Raw genomic sequence first — 25,969 nt, 5'->3', positions numbered from 1 at the left:
CCAGCGAAAAGACCAGCAAAAAGACCAGCAAGGCTGGTATGAGCTTCGACAGTAATCGCCTATGTTCCCGGCGTATCTTGAAACAATGCCTCCATGCGCTCTAGCTCGCGCGGCGGGACGTGCTGCGGATGTCCGGCGAGGATGCCGGAAATGCTACGGAAGGCGCGGCCAATATGCATGCCGGTGCCATCAATGCTGAACTCGCGGATGTCTTTATTGTGCGGTGAGCCGCGCATCTTCAGCACCGTGAGTCCTCGTTTCATCTCGCCGAGCATCTCGACATAGCGCAGCAGGATGATGGAGTCGGTGATGGTGGAGATATGTCCATCGGTCACCGATTCGCCGCCGAGTAAGGTGTCGGTGGTCACCGTGAAGAGTCCGGCGATCTCCCGGTCCTTGATGAATGAGGTCAGTCCGATGACGAATTCGCGAAAGCCCTTGACGCTGGCCATACGCTCGAGCGCGGACAGGCTATCGACCGCAACCCGATTGGGATTGAACCTTTCGATGGCATGCTTGATGGCGATGAGGTGATCTTCCAGACCACAGGTTTCAGGATAGGTCGCGATGATCTCGAGGAGTCCGGCCTGTTCGTAGGCCTCGAAATCGCGGCCCCAGCCACTGGCATTGCGCATCAACTGATGCCGACTTTCTTCAAAGGCGAGCAGTAGACAGCGCTCGCCGCGGCTGACGCCGCCGGCGATGAACTCAGTGGTCATCAGGGTCTTGCCGCAGCCGGTCGCGCCGGACAGCAAGATGATGGAGTCGCGGAAAAAGCCACCGCCGCACATCGCGTCGAGTTCGGTATTGCCAGAGCTGATGCGCACATTCGATGAGCGCTGCTTGAGCTTGATCGCCGATAGCGGGATGACGACGATGCCTTCATCAGGCATGACGGTGAAGGGGTATTCACCCTTCTGATGCGTGGTGCCACGGAACTTGAGCACCTCGACGGTGCGCCGACGTTTCTCGGTTTCGAGCACATTGCGCAGCACGATGACGTTATCGGCGACGAATTCCTCGACCCCGTGGCGGGCGATACGGCCATATTCGTCATCGCGCTCAGCCGTCATGACCGCGGTGACGCCCATCTGTTTGAGCGCGACAGCGAGACGAAACAGCTCGTTGCGAATGATGCTGGCGTTCTGAAACTGGTTGAAGATGGCGCCCAATGAATCCAAGGCAACGCGTGTGGCGCCAACCCGTTGCACAGCCAGCTCAATGCGCACGATCAGTGCCCCCAGGTCGTAGTCGCCCGTCTCTACTACCGGCTCGCCGGGTTGCGGAGCAGCGTCGACAAAGGTCCATTTTCCAGCGGCCTCGAACGCCTCGATATCCCATCCGAGCGAGGCCACATTGCGGCGGATATCAGCAGCGCTTTCCTCAAAGGTGATAAAGACGCCGGACTCGCCGAACTTTTTCACGCCTTCGACCAAGAACTGAGCGGCGAGAATCGTCTTGCCGCTGCCTGCTGTGCCACTGATCAGTGTCGTGCGACCCTGAGGTAGCCCGCCGTCTGTAACGATATCGAGACCAGGAACGCCGCTCGGTAGCTTTTCGATGGTTAGCATGGTTTCTTTGTTCATGAGTCGTCTCCTGATGCCTCTCCTGATGCGTCTATTTCATCTCTTGATGTGTCTTCGTCATCCCTGAAGGCCGGTAAGACATCGAGACCTGAGAGGACCCGTTGTTTGTCGGAGAGATCGCCGATGATCCGTCGCAACGGCGGTGGTAGTTGTTTAATGAGCGTGGGCGTGACGACGATGCGCTGGCGCTCGCCTTCCTCGGGGTCTTCGACCAGGTCAATCACCTCCATCTCATAGCGCCCTTGCAATTCCTCGGCGCAGATGCGTTTGAGATTGGCGATGGCGCGTTCCGCCTGTGTGGTGTGGCCGGTGATGTAGAGACGGAGTTTGTAATTGCTCATTGTGCATGCTCTCGATTCATGAGCGGACTCATCAGGCACCCTTGGCCTGAGTACCCATGCTGCCAACATAGTAGCGCCGGTAGTAGGAGACCAGGTAGCCCATGAGCTCAAGGATCGTGATGCGACCCTCATTGATGATCAGGCGTTCATGCGCAGGGCCGACGGAGTGGGTCTCGATTTCGAGCGCGGCACTGTGGATATCGATCAGGTCGCGTGGACTGGCGCGGACGAACCCGAGCTGATCGGCGAGCTTGCGGAGCTGATCGCTAATCGGGTGTTGAACCTGATAGACCTGCCGCTCGGCCGCGGCGCGCAAGATCTGACCGTAGGTATCGCGGATTTCAGAGAACAGGGTTGGATCGCTCTCGCGCAGGGGCTTGAGACCAAAGGCACTGGCGCTGACGCGCACCTTGGCGATGCTGCCGATGCGTCCGAGCCCCGTGGCCTCCTGTTCACGCTCGGCGATCTGCACACGCAGGCGTAAGCGGTGCCGCTCCAGTGCAAAACGCAGCGAACGTTTGATCAGCGCGGCATCGGCAATCCAGTCCTTTTGTAGGAAGTCCTCAGCGCCGACCCGCAGCGCCTCGAAACCGAGCTCGTCGTCGCGCAGGCCGGTCATAACCACGATTGGAATGCCAGGAGCCTCCGCGAGCAGTCGGATCAGCCCATCCAGTCCTTGACTGTCCGGCAGACCAAGATCGAGCAGCACTAACTCGACATTCCCCTCGCTCAAGCGCGCTTCAGCAGCGGCTAATGAGTTCACCGCTTCGGTGGTAATGGTGGAGCCGCGCAACATCTCTTCGATCAGCCGCTGGTCGGCTGGACTGTCTTCGACGATGAGCAGCCGCACTGGTGTGCTGGGGTCGTAACTTGGAGTCAAACGGTCCGACACGACGCGCCACCCCTGCAGATGAATCGCGCGAGATTCACGTTAAGCATGAACGTGTTGGATCAGTTGGCCGTGAAACAAGCGCATCATCGTCCGGGGAGCATGCTATGTACGTTAGACGCGATAAGCGATCGCGGGGCTAGGCTCGGCATGGCGCTTGATCTCGCGCGGCATGAACGACTCATCAGTATACAGGTAAGTCGAAGGAGAAGACGGACCCGTGGCCGGGTTCTGACTCCACCCAAATATGCCCGCCATGGCGCTCGACGATACGTTGGCAGACCGCCAAACCAATGCCGGTTCCAGGATACTCGGAGCGGGTATGGAGACGCTGGAAGATGATGAAGATGCGTTCGAAATACTGCGGCTCGATGCCGATGCCGTTGTCGGCGACTGAAATTACCCAGGCTGGTCCTTGAGTTTGTAAACCGGGGGCAGCGTCGGCTTTATCAACAATCGGTTCGTCAGGCTCGATGCGCTTGGCTGTGATCCGGATCAGTGGCGCTGCCGCGCTGCGGTAGCGAATCGCATTCAAGATGAGGTTGCTAAAGAGTTGGGCCATCTGACTGCGGTCGGCGAGCAGGGTCGGTAAGGTCGCGACCTCAATCTGTGCATCGGTCTCGGTCAAGCGGTTGGCAAGATCGGCCTGCACCTGCGCGACCACTTCGTTCAAATCCACCGACTCGAATGCCTGAGCGCGGGTGCCGACCCGCGAGAAGGTCAGCAGATCGTCGATCAGCAGCTTCATGCGTCGCGCGCCGTCGATGGCAAAGTTGAGATACTCGGTTGCCGTCTCATCCAAGTCATCACCGTAGCGGCGCAGATAGAGTTGCAGGAAGCTGGTGATGGTCCGCAACGGTTCCTGCAAGTCGTGCGAGGCAACCGAGGCGAACTGCTCGAGCTCTTGATTCGAGCGCTTCAGCTCGCGCTCGGCGCGGGCACGTCGGCTGGCCTCGGCCTCCATGTGATCGCGGGAGGCGGTGGTGCGTCGCAGTCGCGACAGCAAGCGGTCGAAGGCGCGTGCCAAATGCCCGATCTCATCGTCTCGATCTAGGCCAATACGCTGATCGAGATCGTGAATGTCGATGTTGTCGAGGGCAGCGGTCAAACGTGCTAGGGGTTGCAGCACCGTTCGTGTCAGCCACAGGGTGGCGATACCGACGGCCAGCGCGGTCAGTAACAGTCCGACCAGCGCTACCGTGAGTAAGCGCTGCTTCAGGCTCAAGACGCGCTCGGCGTTGCTTTGATCGAGTTCGCTGAGATTCTGGCCGAGCTGAGCTAGGGCCGTTTGCAGATCACGAAAATGGAGCTGAACCCGATCGGTACGCTCCCGGCTGAATGGCACCAAATCGGTACTGTCGGAGACAAAGGCATTTAGCCGTGCCTCGATCTGGCCGGCATCGGCAAGCAGGCGTTCAACCAGTGCCGAGTCCGCCTCAGAGGATTGCCACAGCAGTGCGAGCAACGATAGTAGCTCGGCCTGGCGAGCGCGCCACTGCTGCAAGGCCTGTTCATCGCCGCTGATCAGATAATCGTAACCGACCGCTTGCAGCCGTGCCACCGACTGGCTGGCCTCCCAGATTTTACGATGGTCGTCGACCACGACGGACAGATCCTGCGTCACCAGAAGCGTCAAGACGATGAGCACGGCCGCCGCGGCTGCCACAAGCCCCGTCGCGAAGGCGAGCCGGGTCTTGATCTTCATCCGCTTGGGGCGGCTTCTGTTGATGAATCAATGACCTGCCGCTTCATCTCCTTCGACGCAATCAACACATACATCGCCGGCACCACGAACAGCGTGAACAGGGTACCGATGCCGAGCCCAGTCGTGATGACCAGCCCGATATCGAACCGGCTCACCGCACCGGGTCCGGTCGCCAGCAGCAGCGGGATCATCGCCACCAGCATCGCCACCGTGGTCATCAGGATTGGCCGCAGCCGGATCATCGAGGCCTTGAGCACGGCGGCGCGCTTGTCGAGGCCTTCCTCCTCGCGCACCTGGTTGGCGAACTCGACGATGAGGATGCCGTTCTTGGCGATCAAGCCGATCAAGGTGATCAGTCCGACCTGGGTGTAGATGTTGATGCTGGCGAAGCCGAGGAACAGGAAGGCGAGGGCGCCGGCGATGGTCAGCGGCACCGACATCAGGATCACGAACGGATCGCGCCAGCTCTCGAACTGCGCTGCCAACACCAGATAGATCACCAGGATGGAGAGGAAGAAGGTGGTCTCCAGCGCCGCGCCCTCGCTCTTGAACTGGCGCGACTCGCCCTTGTAGTCCCAGCGCACATTGCGCGGGAAGAGCTCGGTCGCGGTCTGCTCCAGGTAATCAAGCGCATCGCCGAGCGCGATACCGGGCACCATCATGCCGGAGATGGTGACCGCGTTCAGCTGCTGGAACTGGGTGCGCTTGGACGGCTCGATGGTCTCGCTGATGCTGACCAGGGTCGACAGCGGCACCAGGTCGCCGCTGCTGGTGCGGATGGAGAAGTCCTCGATGTCGGTGATGGCGTTGCGCTCGCGCTGATCGACCTGCGGGATGACCTTATAGCTGCGGCCTTCGAGGCTGAACCAGTTGACATAGTCCTCGTTCAGCAGCACCGCGAGCGAGCGCCCGAGCTGTTCCATGTCGATGCCGAGATCGCCGGCGAGGTCGCGATCGACCTCGATCACCGTGCGCGGGCGTTCGTACTTGACATCCTTGTCCAAAAAGATGAATTGGCCCGAGCCCATGGCGCGACCGATCAGCTCGCCACTGAGGCGGTCGAGTTCCTCATAGTCGGCATCCGAGACCATGACGAATTCGATCGGGATGCCTTGACCAGGCGAGGGCAGGCTGGGGCGCGGAAACACCAGCGCCTGGAACCCGGTCACGCTGGCCAGCGCGCCCTGCAGCTGCGGCTGGATCTCCATCTGCGAGCGCTCGCGCTCCGAGGGCTGCCGCAGCTTGAAGCCGCCAAAGCTGGTGGTCGGGCTGCCGCCGAAGCCGGCGAGCAGGAAGCTCTCCTTGTACTCGGGGAACTGCTCGAACACCGCCTGCATCTCTTGCACATAGCGGATGTCGTAGTCGATGGTCGCGGTCTGCGGGGCGTTGGCGAGCACGAACAGGATGCTCTGATCCTCGGTCGGCGCCAGCTCCTTCTGCGTCATCGTGTACATGGCATAGATGCTCGCGGTGACGACCAGGGCGACGATCACGGTGACGCCGGGATAGCGCAGCCAGCCGTGCAGCGCCTTGCCATAGCTCCGCGCCAACCCTTGGAAGAACTGCTCGACCGCGTGCTCGAAGCGGCCCTGCTGCTTGCTCGAGCGCAGCACCCGCGCCGAGATCATCGGCGACAGGGTGAGCGCGACGATCCCCGAGATCAGCACCGCGCCGGCCAGGGTGAAGGCGAACTCGACGAACAGCGAGCCGACCAGGCCGCCCATGAAGCCGATCGGCGCGTAGACCGCGACCAGGGTGGTGGTCATGGCGATGATCGGCAGCGCCAGCTCGCGCGCCGCATCGACGGCCGCGCTGATGCCGTCCTTGCCCATCTCCAGATGGCGATGCACGTTCTCGACCACGACGATGGCGTCGTCGACGACGATGCCGATCGCCAACACCATCGCCAGCAGCGTCAGCAGGTTGATCGAGAAGCCCATCAGCAGCATCAGGAAGGCGGCACCGACGATCGACAGCGGCACCGCGACCGAGGGCACGATGGCGGCGCGCACCGAGCCGAGCGAGAGGAAGATCACGAACAGCACGATCAGGACCGCCTCGGCCAGGGTCTTGAACACCTCAATAATCGACTCTTCGATGAACTCGCTGGCGTCATAGGGGATGTGCGCCTCCAGTCCCTCGGGGAACTGGGTGCGCAGCTCGGGCAACAGCCTGTGGATGCGCTCGGCGACCCGCAGCGGGTTCGCGCCTGGGGTCTGTTCGACGCCGATGAAGATCGCCGGGATGCCCTTGTACAGGGTGCGTGAGTCGTAATCCTCGGCGCCCAGCTCGATCCGGGCGATGTCCTCGAGCCGCACCAGGGTGCCGCCGTCCTCGCGCACCACCAGCTGACGAAAGGCCTCGACGCTACCGACATCGGTGGTGATCGAGAGGTCTTCCTGGACATTCTCGCCACGGATCTGGCCGATCCCGGCGAGATAGTTGTTGGCGCCGAGCACCCGCGCCACCTCATCGCCACTGACGCCGAGCGCGGCCATCTGGTCCGGGTCCAGCCAGACCCGCATCGCATAGGTCTGGTTGCCCAGCAGCTCGGCCTTGGCCACGCCTTGTTGCGCCTGCAGCTGCGGCTGCACCACGCGGATCAGGTAATCGGTGATCTGCGGCAGGGTCATCTCGCGGCTGTAGAAGGCCAGATACATCAGCGCGGTGGAATCGCCGGTAGTGGAGTCGATCACCGGGTTCTGCGCCGCCGCCGGCAGCACATTGAGCTTGCTCGCGACCTTGGCCTGGATCTCGGCGATGGCGGCGTTGGGGTCGTAGTTGAGGCGCATATTGGCCTCGATCACCGAGACGCCCTGGGTGCTGGTCGCGGTCAGATAGTCGATGCCGTTGGCCTCGGCGATGGCCTGCTGCAGCGGCGTGGTGATGAAGCCCTTGACCAACTCGCTGCTGGCGCCCGGATAGGCGGTGGTCACGGTGACCACGGTGTTCTGGGTCTCGGGATACTGGCGGATCTCGAGGCCGAGCATGGCGCGCAGCCCAAGCACCAAGATCAGCAGGCTGACCACGCTGGACAGCACCGGCCGATGGATGAAAATGTCGGTGAATCTCATTCTTCGATACTCACCGCAACGCCATTGCGCAGCTTGACCTGGCCCGACGAGACCACCTGATCGCCGGCCTCCAGACCCGCTAGCACCTCGACCTCTTGGTCGCGCACGGCGCCGGTCTTGACCTGTCGCCGTTGCACCACGAGCTGTCCGTCTTGCTCGCCCTCGCCGGGCTGGATCAGGAACACCGAATCGCCATAAGTATTGAAGGTGATCGCTTGCCGCGGCAGGGTCAGCACCTGATCCTTGACCGGCAGCAGGGTGGAGATCTTGGCGAACATGCCCGGCAGCAGTCGTTGATCCGGGTTCTGCAACAAGGCGCGTACCTGAATGTTGCGTGTTGCTTGGTTTACCGCCGGGCTGATGGCGCTGATCTTGCCCGCAAAGACCTGATCCGGGTAGGCGCTGACGCGGACCTCGACCGGCTGGCCAACGGCGATCTCAGACAGTCGTCGCTCGGGCAGTGCATAGTCGACATAGACCGGGTCGAGCGCTTCCAGCTCGACGATCGCCGAGCCGGCATCGAGAAACTGCCCCAGATTGACGCGCCGGATGCCGAGTTGACCGGTAAAGGGCGCGCGGATGGTCTTCTTGCGGATCAGCGCCTGCTTGGCCTGTACCTGGGCCAGCGCCTGGGTCACTTGGGCGCTGATCTGGTCGAAGTCGCCCTGCGAGACGGCGCGATCGCGCAGCAGCTTCTGGTTGCGCTCCAGCTGTAACTGGGCCAGATTCAAGCCAGCCCGCAGTCCATTCAGGTCGGCCTCGTCGACCTCGGTGTCGAGCCGCACCAGCTCCTGACCCGCGGTCACCTGATCGCCGGACTCGAATAGGATCTCCTTGATCTGCCCGGCGACCTCGTTATTGACCATTACCCCCTGCACGGCCTGGACATTGCCAACCGCCTCCAGTCGCGGTTGCCAGCGGCTGAGCTGGACCTTGGCCGCCGAGACCACGGCGGGCGGCTGCGGTTGCGAGAACATGGCCATGCCTTCCTGGATCTGCCGATACTTGAGAAAGGCGAGTCCGCCGGCCAGCAGGGCGAGGACGAGGACAACGAGCAGCGAGCGCAGGATCATCAAAGGATTCCGTTAACAGCTAGGATGCAGGATCAGAATTCAAACATCTGTTTATTTCGAGCCTCTAGTATAGCGAAGCGATGGCTGTTCAGTGCACGCCTATCCACTGCCTTGGTGCTGGCGATGGGGGACGCCGAGGTGCGCTGTTCTTGCGGCAGCTACCCAGGATCACTAGTATCGTCAGGCGATTAACCGACTCAAGGGTCGCTCCGAATGTCTCAACGGCCAATCACAGGTGAGCCCGTCGCCAGCCTCGAGCCGATCTCCGCCGACGGCCGGCTGGTGACTGAGGCCGAGTACTGGCAGGACTGGTACAACACCGCCGATCTCAGCTACGAGTGTTTGTGTCATCCTATCCTGACCCTGCTGGTGTTGCGCCACCGCCACCCCGGCGGATGAATCCGGCGAGATTTTGGTCAACAGACTGCAAAGAAGCCCCCATGCACGCGCGCGTCCAGCCCAGTCTTTATCAACAACTGGAATCGCTGCCATCTGGCCTGATCGGCGAGATTCTAAACGGCCAGCTGCACACCCAGCCTCGCCCGTCTGGTCCTCACGCCTATGCAGCCTCAGCCTTGGGCGCCGAGCTTTTTCCGCCATTCTCCAAGGGGCGCGGCGGGCAGGGCGGCTGGTGGATCATTGACGAGCCCGAGCTGCATTTCCTGCTTGATGAGGAGGTCGAGGTGCCAGACTTGGCCGGCTGGCGGCGCGAGCGGATGCCGAACATCCCAACGGGACATCGCTTCAGGGTCGTGCCGGACTGGGTCTGCGAGGTCCTGTCACCGTCCACCGAGAGCAAGGATCGGGAGCTGAAGATGCCGATCTATGCCCACTTCGGTGTTGCCTTTGCCTGGCTGCTGGACCCGCGCAAACGGCTGTTGGAGACCTACGCGTTGTGCCAGGGGCGATGGCGCGAGACCGGTCGCTTTAGCGGCAATGATCAGGTGCGGGCCGCACCATTCGAGACCCTTGCCATCGCGCTGGATGATCTCTGGGTGTCCTGAGCCGGGTGTGATCAAAGCGCGCTGATCTCCTGCCATTGCCACGACCATCGTCATCGTCATCGCCGTTAGGCCTTGGCCCCCTAAGGCGCTCGCCTTGCAACACAGGAATGTTCGTCCATGCTGTCGCCGCGTCCGTTGTTCGTGCTCGTCTCGGGCATCTTTGCCCTGATCCTCACCATGGGCGTGGCGCGCTTCGCTTACACCCCGATGCTGGCTTACATGCAGCCACAGACCGGCATGGGCGATGCGCTCGCCGGTTGGCTGGCGGGCTGGAATTATCTGGGCTATCTGTCCGGCGTGCTGCTGGTGACGCGGCTGAAGGATCTGATGCTCAAAGACCGCCTGTATCGCATCAGTCTGCTGTTGGCGGTGCTGACCACCGCGATGATGCCGCTGGCCGAGACCTCAGGCGCGAGCTGGATGGCCGATGCGCCACTGATCTGGGGCCTGAGCCGCTTTCTGGCCGGGCTCAGCACCGCCGGCGGGCTGATGCTCGGCTCTGGGCTGATCCTGAACTGGCTGATCCGCCATGGCCACCGCAGTGAGCTGGGCATCCATTTCAGCGGACTCGGACTGGGGATTGTGCTCGGTGGCCTGCTGGTCGAGCTAGCCGCCCCCTATACCGACTGGCGCGGCCAATGGTGGCTGCTCACCGGCGTCGGGCTGCTGCTGTTGATCCCGGCCTGGCGTTGGCTGCCGCGGCCGAATCAGGGCCTGCCCCTCCAAGCGGGCGCGGCCACGGCCGAGGGCGAGCCTGGACCGCTTTGGTTGTGGCTGCTGCAGGCGGCTTATCTCTGTGCCGGCTTCGGCTACGCGATCAATGCCACCTTCACCGTGCTGATCACCGAGCAGCAGCCAGCGCTGAGCGGGCAGGGTGGGCTGATGTGGCTACTGGTCGGGCTGGCCGCGGCCCCGGCGCCGATCCTCTGGGACCGGGTCGCGCGCCGCTGGGGTTATCTGCGCACGCTGCAGGTCGCCTATCTGCTGCAGATCATCGGTATCCTGCTACCGGTGCTCAGCGGCTCCTTGATCGCCGCGGTGGCCAGCTCGCTGCTGTTTGGGCTCACCTTCATCGGCATCGTCTCGCTGGTGCTGACCATGGTTGGCGTGCGCTATCCGGCGCATCCGGCACAGATCATGGCGCGGCTGACGGTGGGTTACGGCATCGCGCAGATCATCGCGCCGGTGGTCGCTGGCGAGCTGGCTGAGGTGACAGGCAGCTTCGATGGCTCGCTGATCTGGGTCAGTGCGATGATGGGACTCGGCTTATTGTGCCTGGTGGCGATGGCGATGATTGCGGTTCGAGATCGCGGTAGGGGCGCTCGGTAGTGCTACAGATATGTTGGTAACGAGTAGATGACGCTATCCCTGTAACCCTGTAACTGGATCATCACGCCATGGTTTCGGAGGGCATCCAGATCTATAACACTACCGGCAAAGGCACAAGCGCTCTTCTGCCAGTTCTTCTCTGAGAATGAGTGGTCGCGTCCGAGTTCAGTGTGCTCGTCTTCGCCGGCCTGGATGCGATCAAGGACATTGAGCCAGTCCATTCAGGCCTCGCTATCGTTGGGGTTGGTTCCGGACATCTTTAATGAGCTTAGACGTCAGCTCCAGAGGTTGCTGAGCTCGAGCTTCAGCGCCTCGAAGGGGGCGACCGCGATGCAATCGTTACCGGCTACCTCTGCGAGTAACCGCCATTCGCCGCTATCCAGTCCATAGGCCTCCAAGGTTCGTTGTTTGGGATCAACGAGCCAGGCGTAGGCAACCCCGTAATGAGCGTAGATGGGCATCTTGATGTGACGGTCTTTGCTTTCGGTCGAGGGGGATAGGATCTCGCAGATCCAGTCCGGGACGACCTCGAAGCGATGTCCCTCGGGGATTTGAGGCATGCGCGTTTTGCGCCAACCCGAAAGGTCCGGAACCGTGACCTCCGTATCGGTGATGAAGTGGATCTCGGGCTCGACGATAATCCACCAGCCACCCGGTCCGCCTCGGCCGCGCCCATAGCTGCCGACCAGATCGTAGGTCAGCTCAGTCTCTGCTTTAGCGTGAGACCCAGCTGGCCGAGGCTGGGCGTGCAATTGGCCGTTGAGGATCTCTCCGGTGAGCCCCTCGGGCAGGGTTTCGAGCTGTTCGTACAGCGTTTGCTTGTAAGCATGTTGCATGGCTAACGATAGACCTCGTCGTGAGTGCCGATGTCGAGCAGGATGACCTCCTGCTCGGTCACCCTAACCTGCAGGGTTAGCCGATATGAATAGGTCAGGCTGACCGCCTGCACTCCGCCTAGATTGCCGGAGAGCGGATGGATGCGGGCGCGCAGACGCTCCCAGAGCGCGTCGGCGTCTCGCCGCGATCGGTGCCCTTATTCGTGAGCGCTTAACGATCGGGCCGACGCGCGATCAGCGCCCGTATTTCAGGAGCGAGACTCGCGGGTACAGCCATCATGATCATATCTTCTTGCTCAAAGGCCGCTTCAATGTCGGCGAACTGTTCGTCCTCCGACTGGCCCTCATAATGAGCGATCACTTGATTGACACGCTCTTCATCCCAGCCTTTTGGAAATCGATTACTCATCGCTTTTTCCTCCGTTGTCTTCGTCGATAGGCGGTCTTGGCTTTGCCTTGCAGTTCATAGGCTGTGATCACAAAGACGCTTTCAGGATTTTCATCAGGAACATAGATGACTTGAAGATATCGCCCCCCATGGGTCTGCCCAATCTTCATTCGTGAGTTCCGCTTTGCAGGCAAATCTTCGCCCATTCCAAGCAGAACTTCGGATACCTCGGGCTCAGTGACATCATGCTCGTAGATGTGAGGTACACCTGTTAAGGGATCGTTGTAGAAGCGTATCTCCACATCTTTTCCTCTTAAATGAGGACTCGCGCTTGTCTGATGAGCCCTTTAGTCGTCGTTGGATTGATCAACAAACCTGCCCATGCACATCAAACAACGCATCCAACTGCGGGTTAGAGGTCACCAGCAAGACCTGTTTGCAGATGCTGGAATCATTCATCTCCAGGCGCTGGAAATGGCCGTTGCTGTCTTTGCGTAGGAGCTGAATCCGCCCAAACAGATGTCCATGGTGCTCGGCAAAGCGCGCCAACCCGATGGCCTTCTCAAAATTGTCAGACCGGCTCGGGTCGTGCGGTTCGAGGATGTCGAACAGATAGCTTGGCTCTTTCCCGTCGTCAGCGGTTTGCTGGCGCACCATGACTAGATCGGGAAACAGGGGCCGAATGTCGCCGCCGGTTTGGTAGGGGATCTCTAACGACCAGGACTTGCGATCCAGGTTGCGCAGCCAGCCCACTCGATCCGACTTGGCCAGTTCTTGCTCGAGCAGTTCGCGCTCCCAAGTGCCAAGGTCTGCACGAAATTGGCCGTCTTCCTCCAAGTACAGGTGCTTTTGGTAGATCGGTGCGTTCGCGCTGCGACGGAAGTCGATGCTGCCTTCCAACCGCCAATCGATCACCTCCGGTTTAGCCGTCGCGAGGCGTAGTCGGTTGTAACGCTGCCGCTCCTTCTCGCCTAGCTTGCCGATCGCCTGTTTGTGCTGATCGTAGAGGCGATCGAATGCCTGTTCCGCCTTGGCTTCGAGGTCGGCGATGCTTTGCGGCTGGCGGCTCAGCACGATGACTTCGACCTTCACATCCAAGGCATCGCGCTCAGCCTGGGCCTCCCAGTAGGCCTGATGCAAGGCGTTGCTGAAGCCTCGACCCGCCTCGGCAAATTGGCGCTCGATGTCGGCTTCGGACGCCTCCAACGCATAGTCACGCACCGGGGTGGTGAGGCCGCTGCCGAGGTTCTCGGGGTGATCCGGATCGGACTCAGCGGTGATGGTGGTGACCTTCACCCGCGTGATCGCGGCCTCGGCCTTGGCATAGCGGCCGTCCGTCTTCAACGCCTCCACCGCTTCTTGCATCCAAGCGACCATCTGCTGCTTGGCCTGCTTCCAGGCAGATGGCTCGATCGCATCGATATTCAGGCGCCGTCCTAAATCGATATAGCGTCGGATTGGGCTCTGGGCACGGACGGCGTTGACCCGATAGGTCTTGAGCGTTTCGCTGGCGGCAAAGATCGCCTCGGTGCCTGGTCGCCGGGTCAGAATCACCAACTCGCGGCTGGAGCCGGTCTCGGCCGGCGGCGTTTCCTCGACATTGTTGAGATCCTGGATCACCGCCTCGACCGCGTCCTTGTCGAAATGGGGCAGGAACAGATGGACATCGTTCAGCGTCGCGTCACGCTCGATGCGTCGCGCCAACGGAGTGCGCACCATACGTCCGAGCAACTGCGCGATATAGGTATGATCCTCGGCCCGGCGGAAAGACATCATCACTTCGGCACGCGGACAGTCCCAGCCGGTCGACAGACTGGTCTTGAAGAAGACCAAGCCGATGTCCTTGTTCTCATCGATGCGCGAGGCATCCACCCGCCGGATGTTGTGGCCGGCGATCGCCAGATCGCCGCAGTCATGCAATGCATGCACTGCCTCACCTTCGCGCAGGCGCTCGCCCATTGCGCGCTCGATCGCGGCGATGGCGGCAGCCAGATCGGTGCGTGAGGTTTGAGTCTCGGTGCCGTTCTCAATCTGCACCACCAGCACCGGCCAGACCCGCTGCGGCTCGTGCTCTGCTGTGCAGTAGGCGTCCCAGGCGCGGCGCATCCTCATCCAAGTGCGGGCAGCCTCTTCGAGCAGCGTCATCTCCGCTTCGCCCGCTTGATCCGGGTGGTGAATCGGCACCCGATCTTTCAGCAAGCCCGAGGCGCGCACATCGGCCACCGGCACGCTGACCTTGTGCTGGCTGTGCGGTGCATGCTCCAGCAGATCGATGAAGCGTTTGGGTGTCGCTGAGATGCCGATCACCAACGGCATCGGGATCAGACCGCTTTCGGGATGTCCAAGGAGAAAGCGTTGCACCAGGGTGCGGGCTTCGTTGCGATTACGGGCACTGGTCATGCCACGATGTGCTTCGTCGATGACCAGATAGAAGCGCTCCGGGCCTGAGCGGGCGGTGTTGGTAAAGGTGCTCCAAATCGGGTAAGCGCGGCTGTCGCCGCGGCGGGTCAGGCGCTTGTCGTTGCCGAGCTTCTGGATGTTGATGAAGTGGATCACGCCCGGCTCTAGGCGCTCGCGATCGAAATCGGCATCGATGGTCAGCAGGCGCTGCTCGCCGATGCGATCCGAGACCTGTCGGATGCGCCGATGCGTCTGCTCGTTCAGCTCTGGCATATCGGACAGCCAGAGGATGGATGCATCGGGCTGGGCCTCCAGGTCAAGCGCGCCGAATAGGATGTCCTCGAACAGCGCGGCCATGATCAGGGTCTTGCCGCTGCCGGTGGGCGCCGAGAAGGAGATGGCCTGCGGGTACTGAGGGCTGGCCAGTGCGCGCGCTTGCCCGACCCGCACGCGCAACTGCTCGAGCGCGGTTTGCTGGAAGTCGAACAGCTCGAACTTCATACCACAGCCTCCCGCTGCGCGGCTTGGATCGGATCGATATTGATCAGGAAGTTCTCAAGATAATCCCGGTAGAGCTGCACCGTTTCCAATGCTGGGCTCGAGCCTGCCAGATGAGCGCGCGCCTCGGCGGATAATTCCTGGAAGGCCTCTTCGGCATCGGTGACGATGAACAGCAGGCGCAGATGGGTGCGACCATCGAGTGCCTGCAACAAGGGTTGCATGGCGCCTTCATCCAGCAGGACCGCGAAGGGATTCTCCGGAGGGGCGAAGAAGTCGGGATCGGGCGCTTCGGCTGGCAACTCCGGTCGCGGCCCGATGGCGCCGGCCTTGAGCCAAAGCAACGGCAGAATCTCGCGAAAGGCGCGTTTGAGCGCGACCCGATCCTGATCAAGAAAATCCAGGCGGAAATAGGCGAGATTGGCGGCGAAGCCCTCGGCAAGCGGGCGCTTTTCTTCCTCGGTGATGCGCAGAGGGCCGAGCAGGGTCTGCACCTGCGCCTTGATCTGATTGAAGACCTTCTTGGTGGTGGCGACGACGTACAGGTCGGTGATCTGCGCCTGGCCGTCCAAGGCGTCGAGCCAATCAGCGGCGGCCGTCTCGTCGAACAGCACAGTGGTGGCATGGTCCTCTGAGACGATGAAGGCGTCGTCTTCGGTCGCCAGCGTTTGCGGCAGGCCGGGCAGCAGCGCGACCAGTTGCTTTTTGCGCGCTGCGGTGTTGAGTGCAGCCGGATCGACGAAACCAATATGGACGATGCGACGCGGGCGCTCGCGCTCCACCGTGCCGCCCGTCAGATAGTCACCCGGTAGCGGGGTGCCATCGTCGCGCTGCCCGCGAATGGTGAATCTGCTGCGCGGCCAGGTCACCGAGCGGCAGATGCCCTGGGCTTCCCAAGCCTCGTCGCCCGGTTGCAGCCCGCGAGCGCGCATGGCTTCGGCTTCGTCGGCTGAGACCTCGTTGTTGGTGACCAGGATGCAGCGACGCTGGCCGCCGTCGGTGGCGTTGAGCAGGTTGACTGCGTTCAGGGTGGTGCCGCTGCCGGCGAAGAAGTCGAGGATCAGGGCATTGGGTCGATCATGACAGACGGCGGCGATGGCATCACGGGTGGCATACAGGGACTTCGGAAAGGCGAAGGAAGCCCCGCCACCAAGGATGTTGCGCAGCAGCGTCGAGCCATAGTTGCCTGAATCGTGCAGGCCGCGATGCCAGACCGTTTTGACGTTGCGTTTCTGGCCTTCGGTGTATTCGACGGTGACCTCGCCGGAGTTGGGATCACGCGAAGCAAGGCGCATCGCCCCGCTTTGCAGCTGCCCTCGCGCCTTCTCGCCCAGATACAGAATGGTCCAGGTACCGCGCCGCTCGTCGAAGCCACCGAGCCGGACGAAGCCATCGGCAAGCAGCTGTCGGAGGGTCGGTGGGCTGACCCGCCAGTTGCCGAGACTGCCATCGGTTCGCAGTGGCCAGGCAATCCGCCGCTGGCCAAGATCGCTGAGATCGGGCTCCTGATCCAAGGGCAGGGGGTCACCGATCTCTGTAATGCGCGGGATGCTCGGATCGATCATGATCGGAAAGAACAGCCGCTCGCGGTCAGCCCGCCTGGAATTGGTCCCGCCGCGCAATAACCGTTCCCAGCGTGGCGTCCTGAAGCGTTTCGCGTCCTTGGCGTCCGGCGACAGCAAATCGTCGTCCTGGGGCGTCAAGAGCGCTTCGGGCTGGAAACTGAAAAAGGCGTATTCCTCGGCGCGCGACAAGCGGCCCTGCGCCACACCCTTTTGGTTGATCACGATGGTGACCAGTTGCTGAGCCGCGCGCGGGAAGGTCTGCTCCAGCAGGACCCCCAGATGATTGACCTCATGCTCGTCAATGGTCACGATCAAGACGCCCTGCGACGGATTCAGCAGTCGCTCGGCGAGTCGCAGCCGCTTCTCCATAAACGACAACCACTTGGAATGCCGCCAGGCATCATTCCCATCGACATAGTCGTTGTTGTACTTCCAATCCCGTGCCCCGGTGTTGTAGGGCGGATCGATATAGATGCAGTCCACCTGACCGGCATAGAGATAGCTCAGCAGTTGCAAGGCATGGTAGTTATCGGCCTCGATCAGACAATGCCAGGGCGCATCAGCCGGGCCGTTCTGCACCTGATCCATGGGCGTGAGTGAGGGAAAGATCGGCTCGCCGAACTGACGCACCACCACCAGCTCCGCCAGCGGCCAGACGAACCGCGCGCCGGCATCTGCTGCACCTTCCGGACGCAGGCATTCGGCCACCCCATCGCGGACCCGGCGCACCCGCCAGCGCTCGGTGAGCGACTGGCCTTTCTTCGCCACCAGATCGCCGCGCTTGGGTGTTACCTTCGGCAGCGGCACCAGCTCTGGCAGATGGCGGTCGAACACCAGCCCAAACTGGCGCGTCTTGCGCACCTCCGCCCACTCGCGCTTGAGCTGCTCGCGCACGCGCGGTTCAGAGACTTGGGCGATCAGATCATCGATCGAGGCCAATGCGGGCTCCTTGGCAGGATGGGAAACTGGGGTTTCGGAGATTTTGCGACTGATCGAGCGGATGCTCCGTTGGCCCGCCGGATTGGATGCGGAGTTCTGTAAGCGGGTTTGCTGATGAGGAGCCGTACCATCTGCCCTATGTTACAACCCTTGGGCCGCATGGTGCCGAGAAAGGCTGGCGGCAGGATGAAGCCCGAATGTTGTCGCCTTGGGATGCGAGGCCGTGGTCGTTTGACGGCTCAGCCTCTCCACCGGCTTGCGCCAATCGGCTAGACTGCCTGCATGAGCTGCGCCCCTGCATCCCCGGCATGAATTGCTCGGCAAAGCCTTGATGGACATGCTGATTGGGCTGCTGTTTGGTTTGGCGTTGCCTCGTCACAGCGTCGAGACGGCCCACGAGGACATTGACATGCCGATGACCACAGTCACTTCCAGTGATTTTGCGCGCGATCTAACCGAGGCGAAAAGAGCGGCCAGTGCTGGCCCGGTGATCGTCACCGACGGGGGGCGACCGGCTTACGCGCTGCTGAAGATCGACGACTACTACAGACTGGCCAAAGACGCGCAGAAAAGCCTCCTGGCGATCATGGAGGCGATACCAGGTGGGGATATCGACTTTGATCCGCCAACACTCACCGAAAACGATCTAAAACCCGCGGACTTCTGATGAGCGCGCATGTTCTTACTCGATACCAATGTCATTTCCGAGTTACGCAGCGGCAAACGACGGCCATCCGAAGCCGTTCGGGCCTGGGCCGACACCGTACCTGCACTTCAGCTCTACTTGTCTGCCGTGTCGGTGCTAGAACTAGAGATGGGGGTGCTGCGCATGGAGCGAAAGGACGCACCGCAGTGAGCCATTTTGCGCGCATGGGCCACAACGGTCATCCAACAATTCCAGGATCAGGTGCTGCCCTTCACAGCACAAACTGCGCAGCTCTGTGCACCGATGCATGTGCCCGACGTACGCAGCTTCCGTGACTCAATGATCGCGGCAACGGCGATTCAGCACCGACTCATACTCGTTACCCGGAATGTATCGGACTTCAAAGGGTTGGGTATCGCGCTACTGAATCCATGGGAAATACAACGCTGTCCGGCTCCAAAATCAATGGATTGAGGTTCTGTCAGCGGTACGCCTGTTGATCGCTACCTTGGTCGCCCATGAGTATCAGGGCTTGGGTGACCTGCTGGTACCACCGGGGTCTTGACAGCGAGTGCTCACTTAAACTTGATCCAACCCTGCCCGCACGCAGCGCAGCACCCCATAGTCATACTCGCCGTTCAGGGCATCGAAGGCCGGTTTCAGCGTCATCGGTGAATCAGGAGGGATCTGCTCGAGCGCGTAGCGGATGGTCTTCAGCTCGCCTTCGGAGAGCGTGACGACCTCGCGTAACGACAGCTCGCCAAGCTCGATGCAGCGCGCGAGATGGCTGTAGACGGTGCTGTGCTTGAGCGCACGCGTTTGGGCAATCTCGTCGATATCGGCCCCGGCGCGTGCGAGTTCCAGGGTCTCGCGAACGGTGTCACTGAGACCGCTTTCCCAGATCCGGCCGCTGGAGCCTCGAAGATCATGCCCGCGCTCGGGCCGCAGCTTCTCCGGTGGCAGTGGTGGCAGATGCTGGGGGCGGCCATGCTCGGCTTCGTGCGCCAAGAGTTCAGCGATAAAGGCCTCGCCATAGCGCTCCAGCTTGACCACGCCGACCCCGCTGATCCGCGCCAGCTCATCGGGGTTGCGGGGGCGGTAAGCGACCAGCTCGCGCAGGGTGCTGTCGGGGAAGACATGGAAGGGCGGCACGCCTTGCTCCTCGGCCAGCGCGCGGCGGCGGCTGCGCAGACGCTCCCAGAGCGCGTTGGCCTCGGGGTCGGCAGGCGCCGCAGCCGGTGCGCGGCGCTCGGCGCTGGAGCGCTTGCGGTCGGGATCGCGGCGCAGCTTGAACGACTGCTCGCCACGAAACAGCGGCCAGCAGGCCTCGCGGTTCAGCCGCAGCCCGCCATGACCCTCGATATCGACCTGCGCCAGCCCCGCCGCCACCAACTGCCGATAGACCGACTTCCATTGCTCGGCGCTCAGCTCGGTGCCGATGCCGAAGGTGCTGACCTGGTCATGGCCAAAGCGGCGCATGCGCTCGTCGGCCTTGCCGAGCAGCACATTGGTGAGATAAGCGGCGCCGAAACGCTCCTCGGTGCGATGGATGCAGGACAGCGCCTTTTGGGCGATCACCGTGCTGTCCTCGTAGCAGTCCACTGGGGTCAGGCAGGTGTCGCAATTGCCGCATGCCGGGCTGCCGGTCTCGCCGAAATAATCGAGCAGCACCTGACGCCGGCAGCGGGTGGTCTCGCAGAGGCCGAGCAGGGCATTGAGCTTGCGCAGGTCGACCAGCTTGAAGCGCTCCTCGGCCTCGGAGTTGTCGATGAAGCGGCGCAGGCTGACCACGTCGCTGAGCCCATAGGTGAGCCAGGCATCGGCCGGGAGCCCATCGCGGCCGGCGCGGCCGGTCTCCTGATAGTAGGCCTCGATGCTCTTGGGCAGATCCAGGTGGGCGACGAAGCGCACATCGGGCTTGTCGATGCCCATGCCAAAGGCGATGGTGGCGCAGATGATCACCCCCTCGCCGCGCAGGAATTCGGCCTGATGGGCCTGGCGGATGCGGGCATCGAGTCCGGCATGATAGGGCAGGGCGTTGAAGCCTTGGGCGGCAAGAAAGTCGGCGGTCTCTTCGACGCGCTTGCGCGACAGGCAATAGACGATGCCGGCGTCTTGCGGATGCTCCTCGCGCAGGAAGCGCAGCAACTGTTGCCGCGGGCTCTGCTTCTCAACGATGCGGTAGCGGATGTTCGGGCGGTCGAAGCTGGAGACGAAATGCCCGGCCTGTTCCAGCTGCAGCCGGGTGATGATCTCGTTGCGGGTCGGGCCATCGGCGGTGGCGGTGAGCGCGATGCGCGGGATCTGCGGCCAGCGCTCATGTAGCCGATTGAGCTGCACGTACTCGGGGCGGAAGTCGTGGCCCCATTGCGAGACGCAGTGGGCCTCGTCGATCGCAAACAGGGCGATCTGAGCGCGCTCGAGCAGCGTCAGGAAACGCTCGGTGAGCAGGCGCTCGGGGGCGACGTAAAGCAGGTCGAGTTGGTCGTTGAGCAAGGCGTGCTCGACTCGGCGTTGCTGGTCTAGGTCGAGCGCGGAGTTCAGGAAGGCCGCGCGTAGGCCGAGCTGACGCAGGGCGTCGACCTGATCCTGCATCAGGGCGATCAGTGGCGAGACGACGATGCCGGTGCCGGGGCGTAACAGCGCCGGGATCTGATAGCAGAGCGACTTACCGCCGCCGGTCGGCATCAACACCAGCGCGTCGCCACCGTCGACGACATGCCGGATGATCTGCTCTTGCGCGCCGCGAAAGCTCGCATAGCCGAAGGTGCGGTTGAGGATCTCGAGGGCGGTTGGTGGGGTAGTGATCGCGTCCATCTATAGCCAACTTGGGCGGAGATTCCAGATTCATCGGATGTTTTACCGAGACTGCCTGCAATGGAACAGTGGGGTCAATGCTCGCTGGGTTATCTCTTACCTGGCTTGCCTGTGTGCGGCGGCGCAAGCAGGCGTTCTCCACAGCCGCTGTTAGAACTATTGTGGATAACCTGTGATGGAGCCTGCCAAGTGGCTCTTTGACTTGCATAAACCGCTAGGCTGGTCAGACATTGACCAGGCGGAAAAGAACCGTCCATCTTGGAGCCTGGCTCGAGTGCGCGATTATGGAGAGTTTCCAGTCCTGCAAACCGGCTGAGATCATGATGATGCATCAGCTCAGCAGCGTCTGTGATTGCGGTTTAATGGGAGTCCATGCGAAAGCTGTTGGCGAAGGCTGTCTTTGTAGGCTGTTTCTGTAGGGTCAGGAGCCATTGTCGTCCTTGAATGCCCTGACCCACATCGCCGTTGCGCCGGCGACGGCGGCGGGCATGACGACGAAGTTGAGTACCGGGATCATGGTCAGCGCTGCGGCGGCTGAGCCGAAGCCGAGTGCGATGACGCGGCGCTGGCGCAGTCGGGCGCGCTGCTCGCGGAACAGCAGGCCGTGGTTGCCCATCGGGAAGTCGCTGTACTGCACCGCCAGCATCCAGGCCGTGAACAGAAACCAGATCAGCGGGCCAATGACCGGCACCACCAGGGCCAGGATCAAGAACGGTATGGTCCAGATGAGCGCGTAGAGGATCTTCTTCATCTCATCCCAGAGGATGATGGGTAGCTCCTTGATGAGCTTGGCGTAGTCGATCGGCTCATTGAGCGAACGTTCGGTCAGCATTGCTTCCGCCTTCTCGGCGAGGACGCCGTTGAACGGCGAGGCGATCAGATTGGCGACCAGCGTGAAGCTGTAGAAGACGATGATCAGTAGAGCCAGCATGAAGACCGGCCAGAGCAGCCAATCAAGCCAGTGCAGCCAGCTCGGCAGTTGTTGCTCCATCCAGCCGAGCGCAGCCTCGAAGCGATGGATGCCATACCAGATGGCCGCGCCGAAGACGCCGATGTTGACCAGCAGCGGAATAACGACGAAACGCCTGAGGCCGGGGCGCAGGATCAAACGCAGGCCTTCGAGCATAAAGACGGCGCCGCGAATCGGATTGGACGGCATTGGGCCCTCGTCAGGGAGTTGGTTGTAGGGGCGGAGGACCGCATTCTATCGAAGCTCGGGTCTTCGAGCTGTCTCCTGTATCCTAGGCGCTGAAACAGCTGCTGGAGACCCAGTAGCACTCGGCAGTCCAAGGCGAGGAGGATGTTCGATGACAGAGGCACAACAGCGCTTTTCGCAACTGGCGCAACAACCTGACGACAGCATCGATCTGGCCACCGCAGCACTTGCGGTGAGTGGCTTGTTTCAGCCCGGGCTAGCGCCGAGCCAGACGCTGCAGAACCTCGAGGCACTGGCTGCGCTGGCGGCTACTCAGGTGGCGCCTGAGGCGGATCTGTTCGACAAGGTGCGGGCCTTGAACGGCTTTCTGTTCGATGAGCTGCGCTTCGCGGGCAATCAAGACGACTTCTACGATCCGCGCAACAGCTTTCTGGATCAGGTGCTGGAGCGACGACTGGGCATTCCGATCAGCCTCTCGGTGATCTATATCGAGATCGCCACGCGGCTGGGCCTGCCGGCCTATGGGGTGGGGTTTCCGGGGCATTTTCTGGTTCGTATCGGACGCGGTGATACAGCGCTGATGCTCGATGTCTACGCCGGTGGCGTTGCTTTGCCCGAGGATGAACTCGATCAGCGCTTGGCGGACCTCTACGGGCGCGGCACACTCAACATCCGCAGCCATCCGGCACTGCTGCGGCCCGCCACCAAGCGCGAGATCCTGGTGCGGATGCTGCGCAATCTGATCGGCATCTATCGCGATCGCGGTGAGCGCATCAATCAACTGTCGGCCCTCACGGCTGCCTTGACCCTGGCACCCGATCTGCCTGCTGAGCTACGCGAGCGCGGGCTGCTGTACCGCGATCTCGACTATGCGCCGGCGGCGCTGGGTGATCTGCGGCGTTTTGTCGAGGTCTCCGACGATGCCGAGCAGATCGCCGCAGTGACGAAGATCATCGATCAACTTGGCGGTCAGCCGATGCGGTTGCATTGATATGTAACCCGATGTATTACTCGATGTATTACTACAAGGAGAACATCTGGTGAGACTTCTAGCGCTGTTACCTCTAGTTGTTGTCCTCGTCGTCCTGGCGGCCGGCGCCATGTTTTTCTTTAAAGGCCAGACAACGTCAGTGAGCCTCTATCACATCTGTGGCAAAAAGGTTGGTTGGTATGATGCCATGTTCATGACCCCGGTTCTGGATAAGGCAGGCTGTGCAAAGTATGGACCGGTGCCCTGTTCAAAGACGCCTTGAGTGAGCCTCCTGAGCTTCCGGAATGGGTCGCTCTTGGTGCTGCGCTTTCATGGCGTTGATTGTCGCGCTGCTGCAGTTAAATCAAGCAAGGTCACGCTTTGCTCAAGGCCGATCGCTAGGTTTGGCTTGAGGACCTGGTCTCTGACGATCTGCATAACCGGGCGCCCATAGAGATCATAAGCTAAAAGTCCATCGTTGATCACTTGCTTCTCATGCAGATAAATATATTCCAGGCTGAGACGAATGGATAACTGGTGATTTTCCTCTGGCTGGTTTCCCGATTTGGTGATAGGGATTGCGATTTGCACCCGCTGCTCAGGCGCATCAAGTGAGTAGCGGTTGAGGTTTTGGCCAAACAGGGTGGCGCCCTCAAGCATGAGTGCGCTTGTGATGTTTATTGGTAGAACGATCCGTGGGTCAGTGATTTCGACGAGTTCAATTTCGACAATGATAGAATCCTTGTTTATTACGATTGGGTTAGGATAAGTGATGATGCTGTTGAAAATAATTCCGTCGAACTCTGTTTCGCGAAATTCACTACGAAAGATCTGGTCTTCTTTTTTGTAGGATGGTTCGCACATTCTTAATTCAGTGCATAACATCTTAATAAATCTGGCGATGACAGTATCGCCGTTTTCTGAAATATAAGAGATATTCCGTTCGCACTCGCCGCAATCTTCTGGGCAAGTGCATCTGTTTTCAATTGGTGAGCGTTCTGCTGCGGCCTCTGATGTAAGCTCTAGAAGCGTGTTGGGCAAGATTGCTTGGTTGTCTGGCGCAGCCTCTTCGCCGTCGACTGCAGCGTCTTCTGCGTCGGACAGGTTGTCTTCGAGCAGGGGCTCAATACTGGGCTCAACACTGGGTTCGACTGTGTCTTCGCAAATACCATTTCCACAGCAATGAGCAATGATGGTTGCTTTACAGATTCCTGCATCGCAAATGCTTTCGAAACAGGCGCCTGCAGCAGGGCAATCGCTATCTTGTTGACACTGTGGTTCTCTTGCGCATCCTGCAAGCAAGACGAATGTCAGCCATATCGTCAGTGATAACGTCAACAACATTGGCGACATAAGGCTGTAGTGAAACTTTAACATCTGGGTTCCTGAACACCTGACTGTTGACCTGAATCTCACGCGATTCATGTTCCGGGGTGGCGTCGCGCCATGAGCGTTAGGGTGTCGTGAGCTTGCGATAGCGGACAGTCTTGACGGCGGTGTCATCGGCTTGAATGATCTCGAGCGGATAGCCGCGTAGCTTGAGGCTCGTGCCTGGCTCCGGGATGGTCTCTAAATAGTCGATGATGAGGCCATTCAGCGTTTTCGGGCCATGGGTAGGCAGTGCCCAGCGCATGGCCCGATTGAGCTCCCGGATGGTGATGGTGCAGTCGATCAGCAGGCTACCATCGTCACTGCGGTGGATGTCCGGATAGGCGTCGGCCGGGTCGGTGGTGAATTCACCGACGATCTCTTCTAGGAGGTCAGCTAGGGTGATCAGCCCCTGGAAATCGCCATACTCATCGACCACTAGGCCAACCCGTTGACGGGCGCGCTGGAAGTTGACCAGCTGCTGATAGAGGTGAGTTCCCTCGGGCACGAAGTAGGGTTCGCGGGCGATCGATCGGAGGTCGTCCTTATCGATCTGGCCGCGGCTGAAGCCGTGTTCGAGCAGCACGTGCATGGCTGTGCGTGAGTGGATCAGGCCGATGACGTTATCGAAGTTGCCGTCGAAGAGTGGAAGCAGGGTGTAATTGGCTCGGCGAATACTGGCGATGATCTCGTCAGGCGGATCTTGCAGGTCGATCCCTTCGACCTCGTTGCGCGGGATCATGATCTCTTCGACCGTGGCGTTCTCCAGATCGAGGATCGCGATCAGCATGTCGCGGCTCTGCTGCGGGATCATCGCGCCAGCCTCGATGACCACAGTGCGCAGTTCCTCGCGGCTGAGGGCCTGGCCCTGGCCCGACTGTGGCCGCACGCCCATCAGGCCGAGTAGGCCGTTGGTGATCAGATTAACGGCGGCGACGACCGGGTAGAGCAGTTTCAGTAAGGGAGTGTAGATGTACGCGGCCGGATAGGCGATGCGCTCTGGATGCAAGGCAGCGAGGGTCTTGGGGGTGACCTCGGAGAAGATGAGGATGATCAGCGTCAGCAGGCCGGCAGCGGCGGCAATCGCGCCTTCGCCGCCGAGGCGCAGCGCGATCACGGTGGCGAGCGAGGAGGCAAGGATGTTGACGAAGTTGTTGCCGAGCAGAATCAGGCCGATTAGTCGATCAGGGCGGTCGAGCAGACGCTGGGCGAGGATGGCGCCGCGCCTGCCTTGCTCGGCCTGATGGCGCAGCCGGTAGCGATTCAGCGTCATCAGCGCGGTCTCGGAGCCGGAGAAGAAGCCGGACAGCAGCAAGAGCACGCCGAGCGAGGCGAAGAGGACGGACAGCGGGAACTCGTTCACGATGATGCGCGGATGGACGGGA

At 61.2% G+C, this 25,969-nt stretch carries 22 protein-coding genes; 6 read left to right on the top strand and 16 right to left on the bottom strand.

What is annotated here, in order from left to right; all coding sequences use genetic code 11:
- Positions 1-59: 59 nt before the first annotated feature.
- The 6 genes from kaiC to CCR96_RS13900 all read right to left on the bottom strand — a co-directional run bounded on the left by kaiC (position 60) and on the right by CCR96_RS13900 (position 8,668).
- Complete coding sequence (gene kaiC, locus CCR96_RS13925; protein WP_201220722.1) at positions 60-1,586, bottom strand: circadian clock protein KaiC; 1,527 nt, start codon at positions 1,584-1,586, stop codon at positions 60-62.
- On the bottom strand, positions 1,583-1,927 hold the full coding sequence (locus tag CCR96_RS13920) for a circadian clock KaiB family protein (protein ID WP_201220721.1): 345 nt from the start codon (positions 1,925-1,927) through the stop codon (positions 1,583-1,585). The genes kaiC and CCR96_RS13920 overlap by 4 nt, the downstream gene beginning before the upstream one ends.
- 31 nt (positions 1,928-1,958) lie before the next feature.
- On the bottom strand, positions 1,959-2,819 hold the full coding sequence (locus CCR96_RS13915) for a response regulator (protein ID WP_201220720.1): 861 nt from the start codon (positions 2,817-2,819) through the stop codon (positions 1,959-1,961).
- Between the two features lie 181 nt (positions 2,820-3,000).
- A complete protein-coding gene (locus CCR96_RS13910; RefSeq protein WP_201220719.1) occupies positions 3,001-4,521 on the bottom strand; it encodes a sensor histidine kinase in 1,521 nt (506 codons plus the stop codon).
- On the bottom strand, positions 4,518-7,595 hold the full coding sequence (locus CCR96_RS13905) for an efflux RND transporter permease subunit (RefSeq protein WP_201220718.1): 3,078 nt from the start codon (positions 7,593-7,595) through the stop codon (positions 4,518-4,520). Before CCR96_RS13905 ends, CCR96_RS13910 begins: the two co-directional genes overlap by 4 nt.
- The gene (locus CCR96_RS13900; protein WP_201220717.1) at positions 7,592-8,668 is read right to left on the bottom strand and encodes an efflux RND transporter periplasmic adaptor subunit; all 1,077 of its coding nucleotides are present in this window, start codon (positions 8,666-8,668) and stop codon (positions 7,592-7,594) included. The genes CCR96_RS13905 and CCR96_RS13900 overlap by 4 nt, the downstream gene beginning before the upstream one ends.
- Positions 8,669-8,881: 213 nt before the next feature.
- Here CCR96_RS13900 and CCR96_RS13895 point away from each other — a divergent pair, with 213 nt between their 5' ends.
- The 3 genes from CCR96_RS13895 to CCR96_RS13885 all read left to right on the top strand — a co-directional run bounded on the left by CCR96_RS13895 (position 8,882) and on the right by CCR96_RS13885 (position 11,001).
- A complete protein-coding gene (locus CCR96_RS13895) occupies positions 8,882-9,067 on the top strand; it encodes a hypothetical protein (protein WP_201220716.1) in 186 nt (61 codons plus the stop codon).
- 41 nt (positions 9,068-9,108) lie between these two features.
- Positions 9,109-9,672 carry a Uma2 family endonuclease gene (locus CCR96_RS13890; protein ID WP_201220715.1) on the top strand — a complete coding sequence of 188 codons (564 nt, stop codon included), beginning with the start codon at positions 9,109-9,111 and terminating at the stop codon, positions 9,670-9,672.
- A gap of 117 nt (positions 9,673-9,789) precedes the next feature.
- A complete protein-coding gene (locus tag CCR96_RS13885; RefSeq protein ID WP_201220714.1) occupies positions 9,790-11,001 on the top strand; it encodes a YbfB/YjiJ family MFS transporter in 1,212 nt (403 codons plus the stop codon).
- A gap of 2 nt (positions 11,002-11,003) precedes the next feature.
- Here the strand turns inward: CCR96_RS13885 and CCR96_RS13880 are convergent, their stop codons facing one another.
- The 6 genes from CCR96_RS13880 to CCR96_RS13855 form a co-directional block, all read right to left on the bottom strand.
- A complete protein-coding gene (locus CCR96_RS13880; RefSeq protein ID WP_201220713.1) occupies positions 11,004-11,222 on the bottom strand; it encodes a hypothetical protein in 219 nt (72 codons plus the stop codon).
- Between the two features lie 54 nt (positions 11,223-11,276).
- A complete protein-coding gene (locus CCR96_RS13875) occupies positions 11,277-11,837 on the bottom strand; it encodes a Uma2 family endonuclease (RefSeq protein ID WP_201220712.1) in 561 nt (186 codons plus the stop codon).
- A gap of 211 nt (positions 11,838-12,048) precedes the next feature.
- A complete protein-coding gene (locus CCR96_RS13870; protein ID WP_200245683.1) occupies positions 12,049-12,246 on the bottom strand; it encodes a hypothetical protein in 198 nt (65 codons plus the stop codon).
- Complete coding sequence (locus CCR96_RS13865; RefSeq protein WP_201220711.1) at positions 12,243-12,527, bottom strand: hypothetical protein; 285 nt, start codon at positions 12,525-12,527, stop codon at positions 12,243-12,245. Before CCR96_RS13865 ends, CCR96_RS13870 begins: the two co-directional genes overlap by 4 nt.
- Before the next feature lie 64 nt (positions 12,528-12,591).
- Positions 12,592-15,126, bottom strand: a complete 2,535-nt coding sequence (locus CCR96_RS13860; protein WP_201220710.1) for a DEAD/DEAH box helicase — start codon at positions 15,124-15,126, stop codon at positions 12,592-12,594.
- Positions 15,123-17,627: a site-specific DNA-methyltransferase gene (locus CCR96_RS13855; RefSeq protein WP_201220709.1), complete on the bottom strand. Its 2,505-nt coding sequence runs from the start codon at positions 17,625-17,627 to the stop codon at positions 15,123-15,125. The genes CCR96_RS13860 and CCR96_RS13855 overlap by 4 nt, the downstream gene beginning before the upstream one ends.
- 313 nt (positions 17,628-17,940) lie before the next feature.
- Between CCR96_RS13855 and CCR96_RS13850 the strand changes: the two genes are divergently transcribed.
- Positions 17,941-18,294 (top strand): type II toxin-antitoxin system Phd/YefM family antitoxin, encoded by a 354-nt coding sequence (locus tag CCR96_RS13850; RefSeq protein WP_242519091.1) that lies wholly within the window; start codon positions 17,941-17,943, stop codon positions 18,292-18,294.
- Positions 18,295-18,303: 9 nt separating this feature from the next.
- Positions 18,304-18,483 carry a PIN domain-containing protein gene (locus tag CCR96_RS25580; protein WP_242519090.1) on the top strand — a complete coding sequence of 60 codons (180 nt, stop codon included), beginning with the start codon at positions 18,304-18,306 and terminating at the stop codon, positions 18,481-18,483.
- A gap of 369 nt (positions 18,484-18,852) precedes the next feature.
- Here the strand turns inward: CCR96_RS25580 and recQ are convergent, their stop codons facing one another.
- Positions 18,853-21,090: a DNA helicase RecQ gene (gene recQ, locus CCR96_RS13840; protein ID WP_201220708.1), complete on the bottom strand. Its 2,238-nt coding sequence runs from the start codon at positions 21,088-21,090 to the stop codon at positions 18,853-18,855.
- Between the two features lie 421 nt (positions 21,091-21,511).
- A complete protein-coding gene (cysZ, locus tag CCR96_RS13835; RefSeq protein ID WP_201220707.1) occupies positions 21,512-22,249 on the bottom strand; it encodes a sulfate transporter CysZ in 738 nt (245 codons plus the stop codon).
- Between the two features lie 148 nt (positions 22,250-22,397).
- On the opposite strand from cysZ, the gene CCR96_RS13830 reads away from it, so the two are divergent.
- Positions 22,398-23,237 (top strand): SirB1 family protein, encoded by an 840-nt coding sequence (locus CCR96_RS13830; RefSeq protein WP_201220706.1) that lies wholly within the window; start codon positions 22,398-22,400, stop codon positions 23,235-23,237.
- Between the two features lie 309 nt (positions 23,238-23,546).
- Here the strand turns inward: CCR96_RS13830 and CCR96_RS13825 are convergent, their stop codons facing one another.
- Both CCR96_RS13825 and CCR96_RS13820 read right to left on the bottom strand, forming a co-directional pair.
- A complete protein-coding gene (locus CCR96_RS13825; RefSeq protein ID WP_201220705.1) occupies positions 23,547-24,593 on the bottom strand; it encodes a hypothetical protein in 1,047 nt (348 codons plus the stop codon).
- Between the two features lie 76 nt (positions 24,594-24,669).
- Positions 24,670-25,947, bottom strand: coding sequence for a CNNM domain-containing protein (locus tag CCR96_RS13820; protein ID WP_201220704.1), 1,278 nt, complete (start codon positions 25,945-25,947; stop codon positions 24,670-24,672).
- Between the last annotated feature and the right edge of the window lie 22 nt (positions 25,948-25,969).

The organism is Halochromatium roseum, assembly GCF_016653315.1.
Taxonomy (GTDB): domain Bacteria; phylum Pseudomonadota; class Gammaproteobacteria; order Chromatiales; family Chromatiaceae; genus Lamprobacter; species Lamprobacter roseus.
The sequence above is the reverse complement of the archived record's forward strand: the minus strand, read 5'-3'. Positions and strand labels throughout refer to the sequence as shown.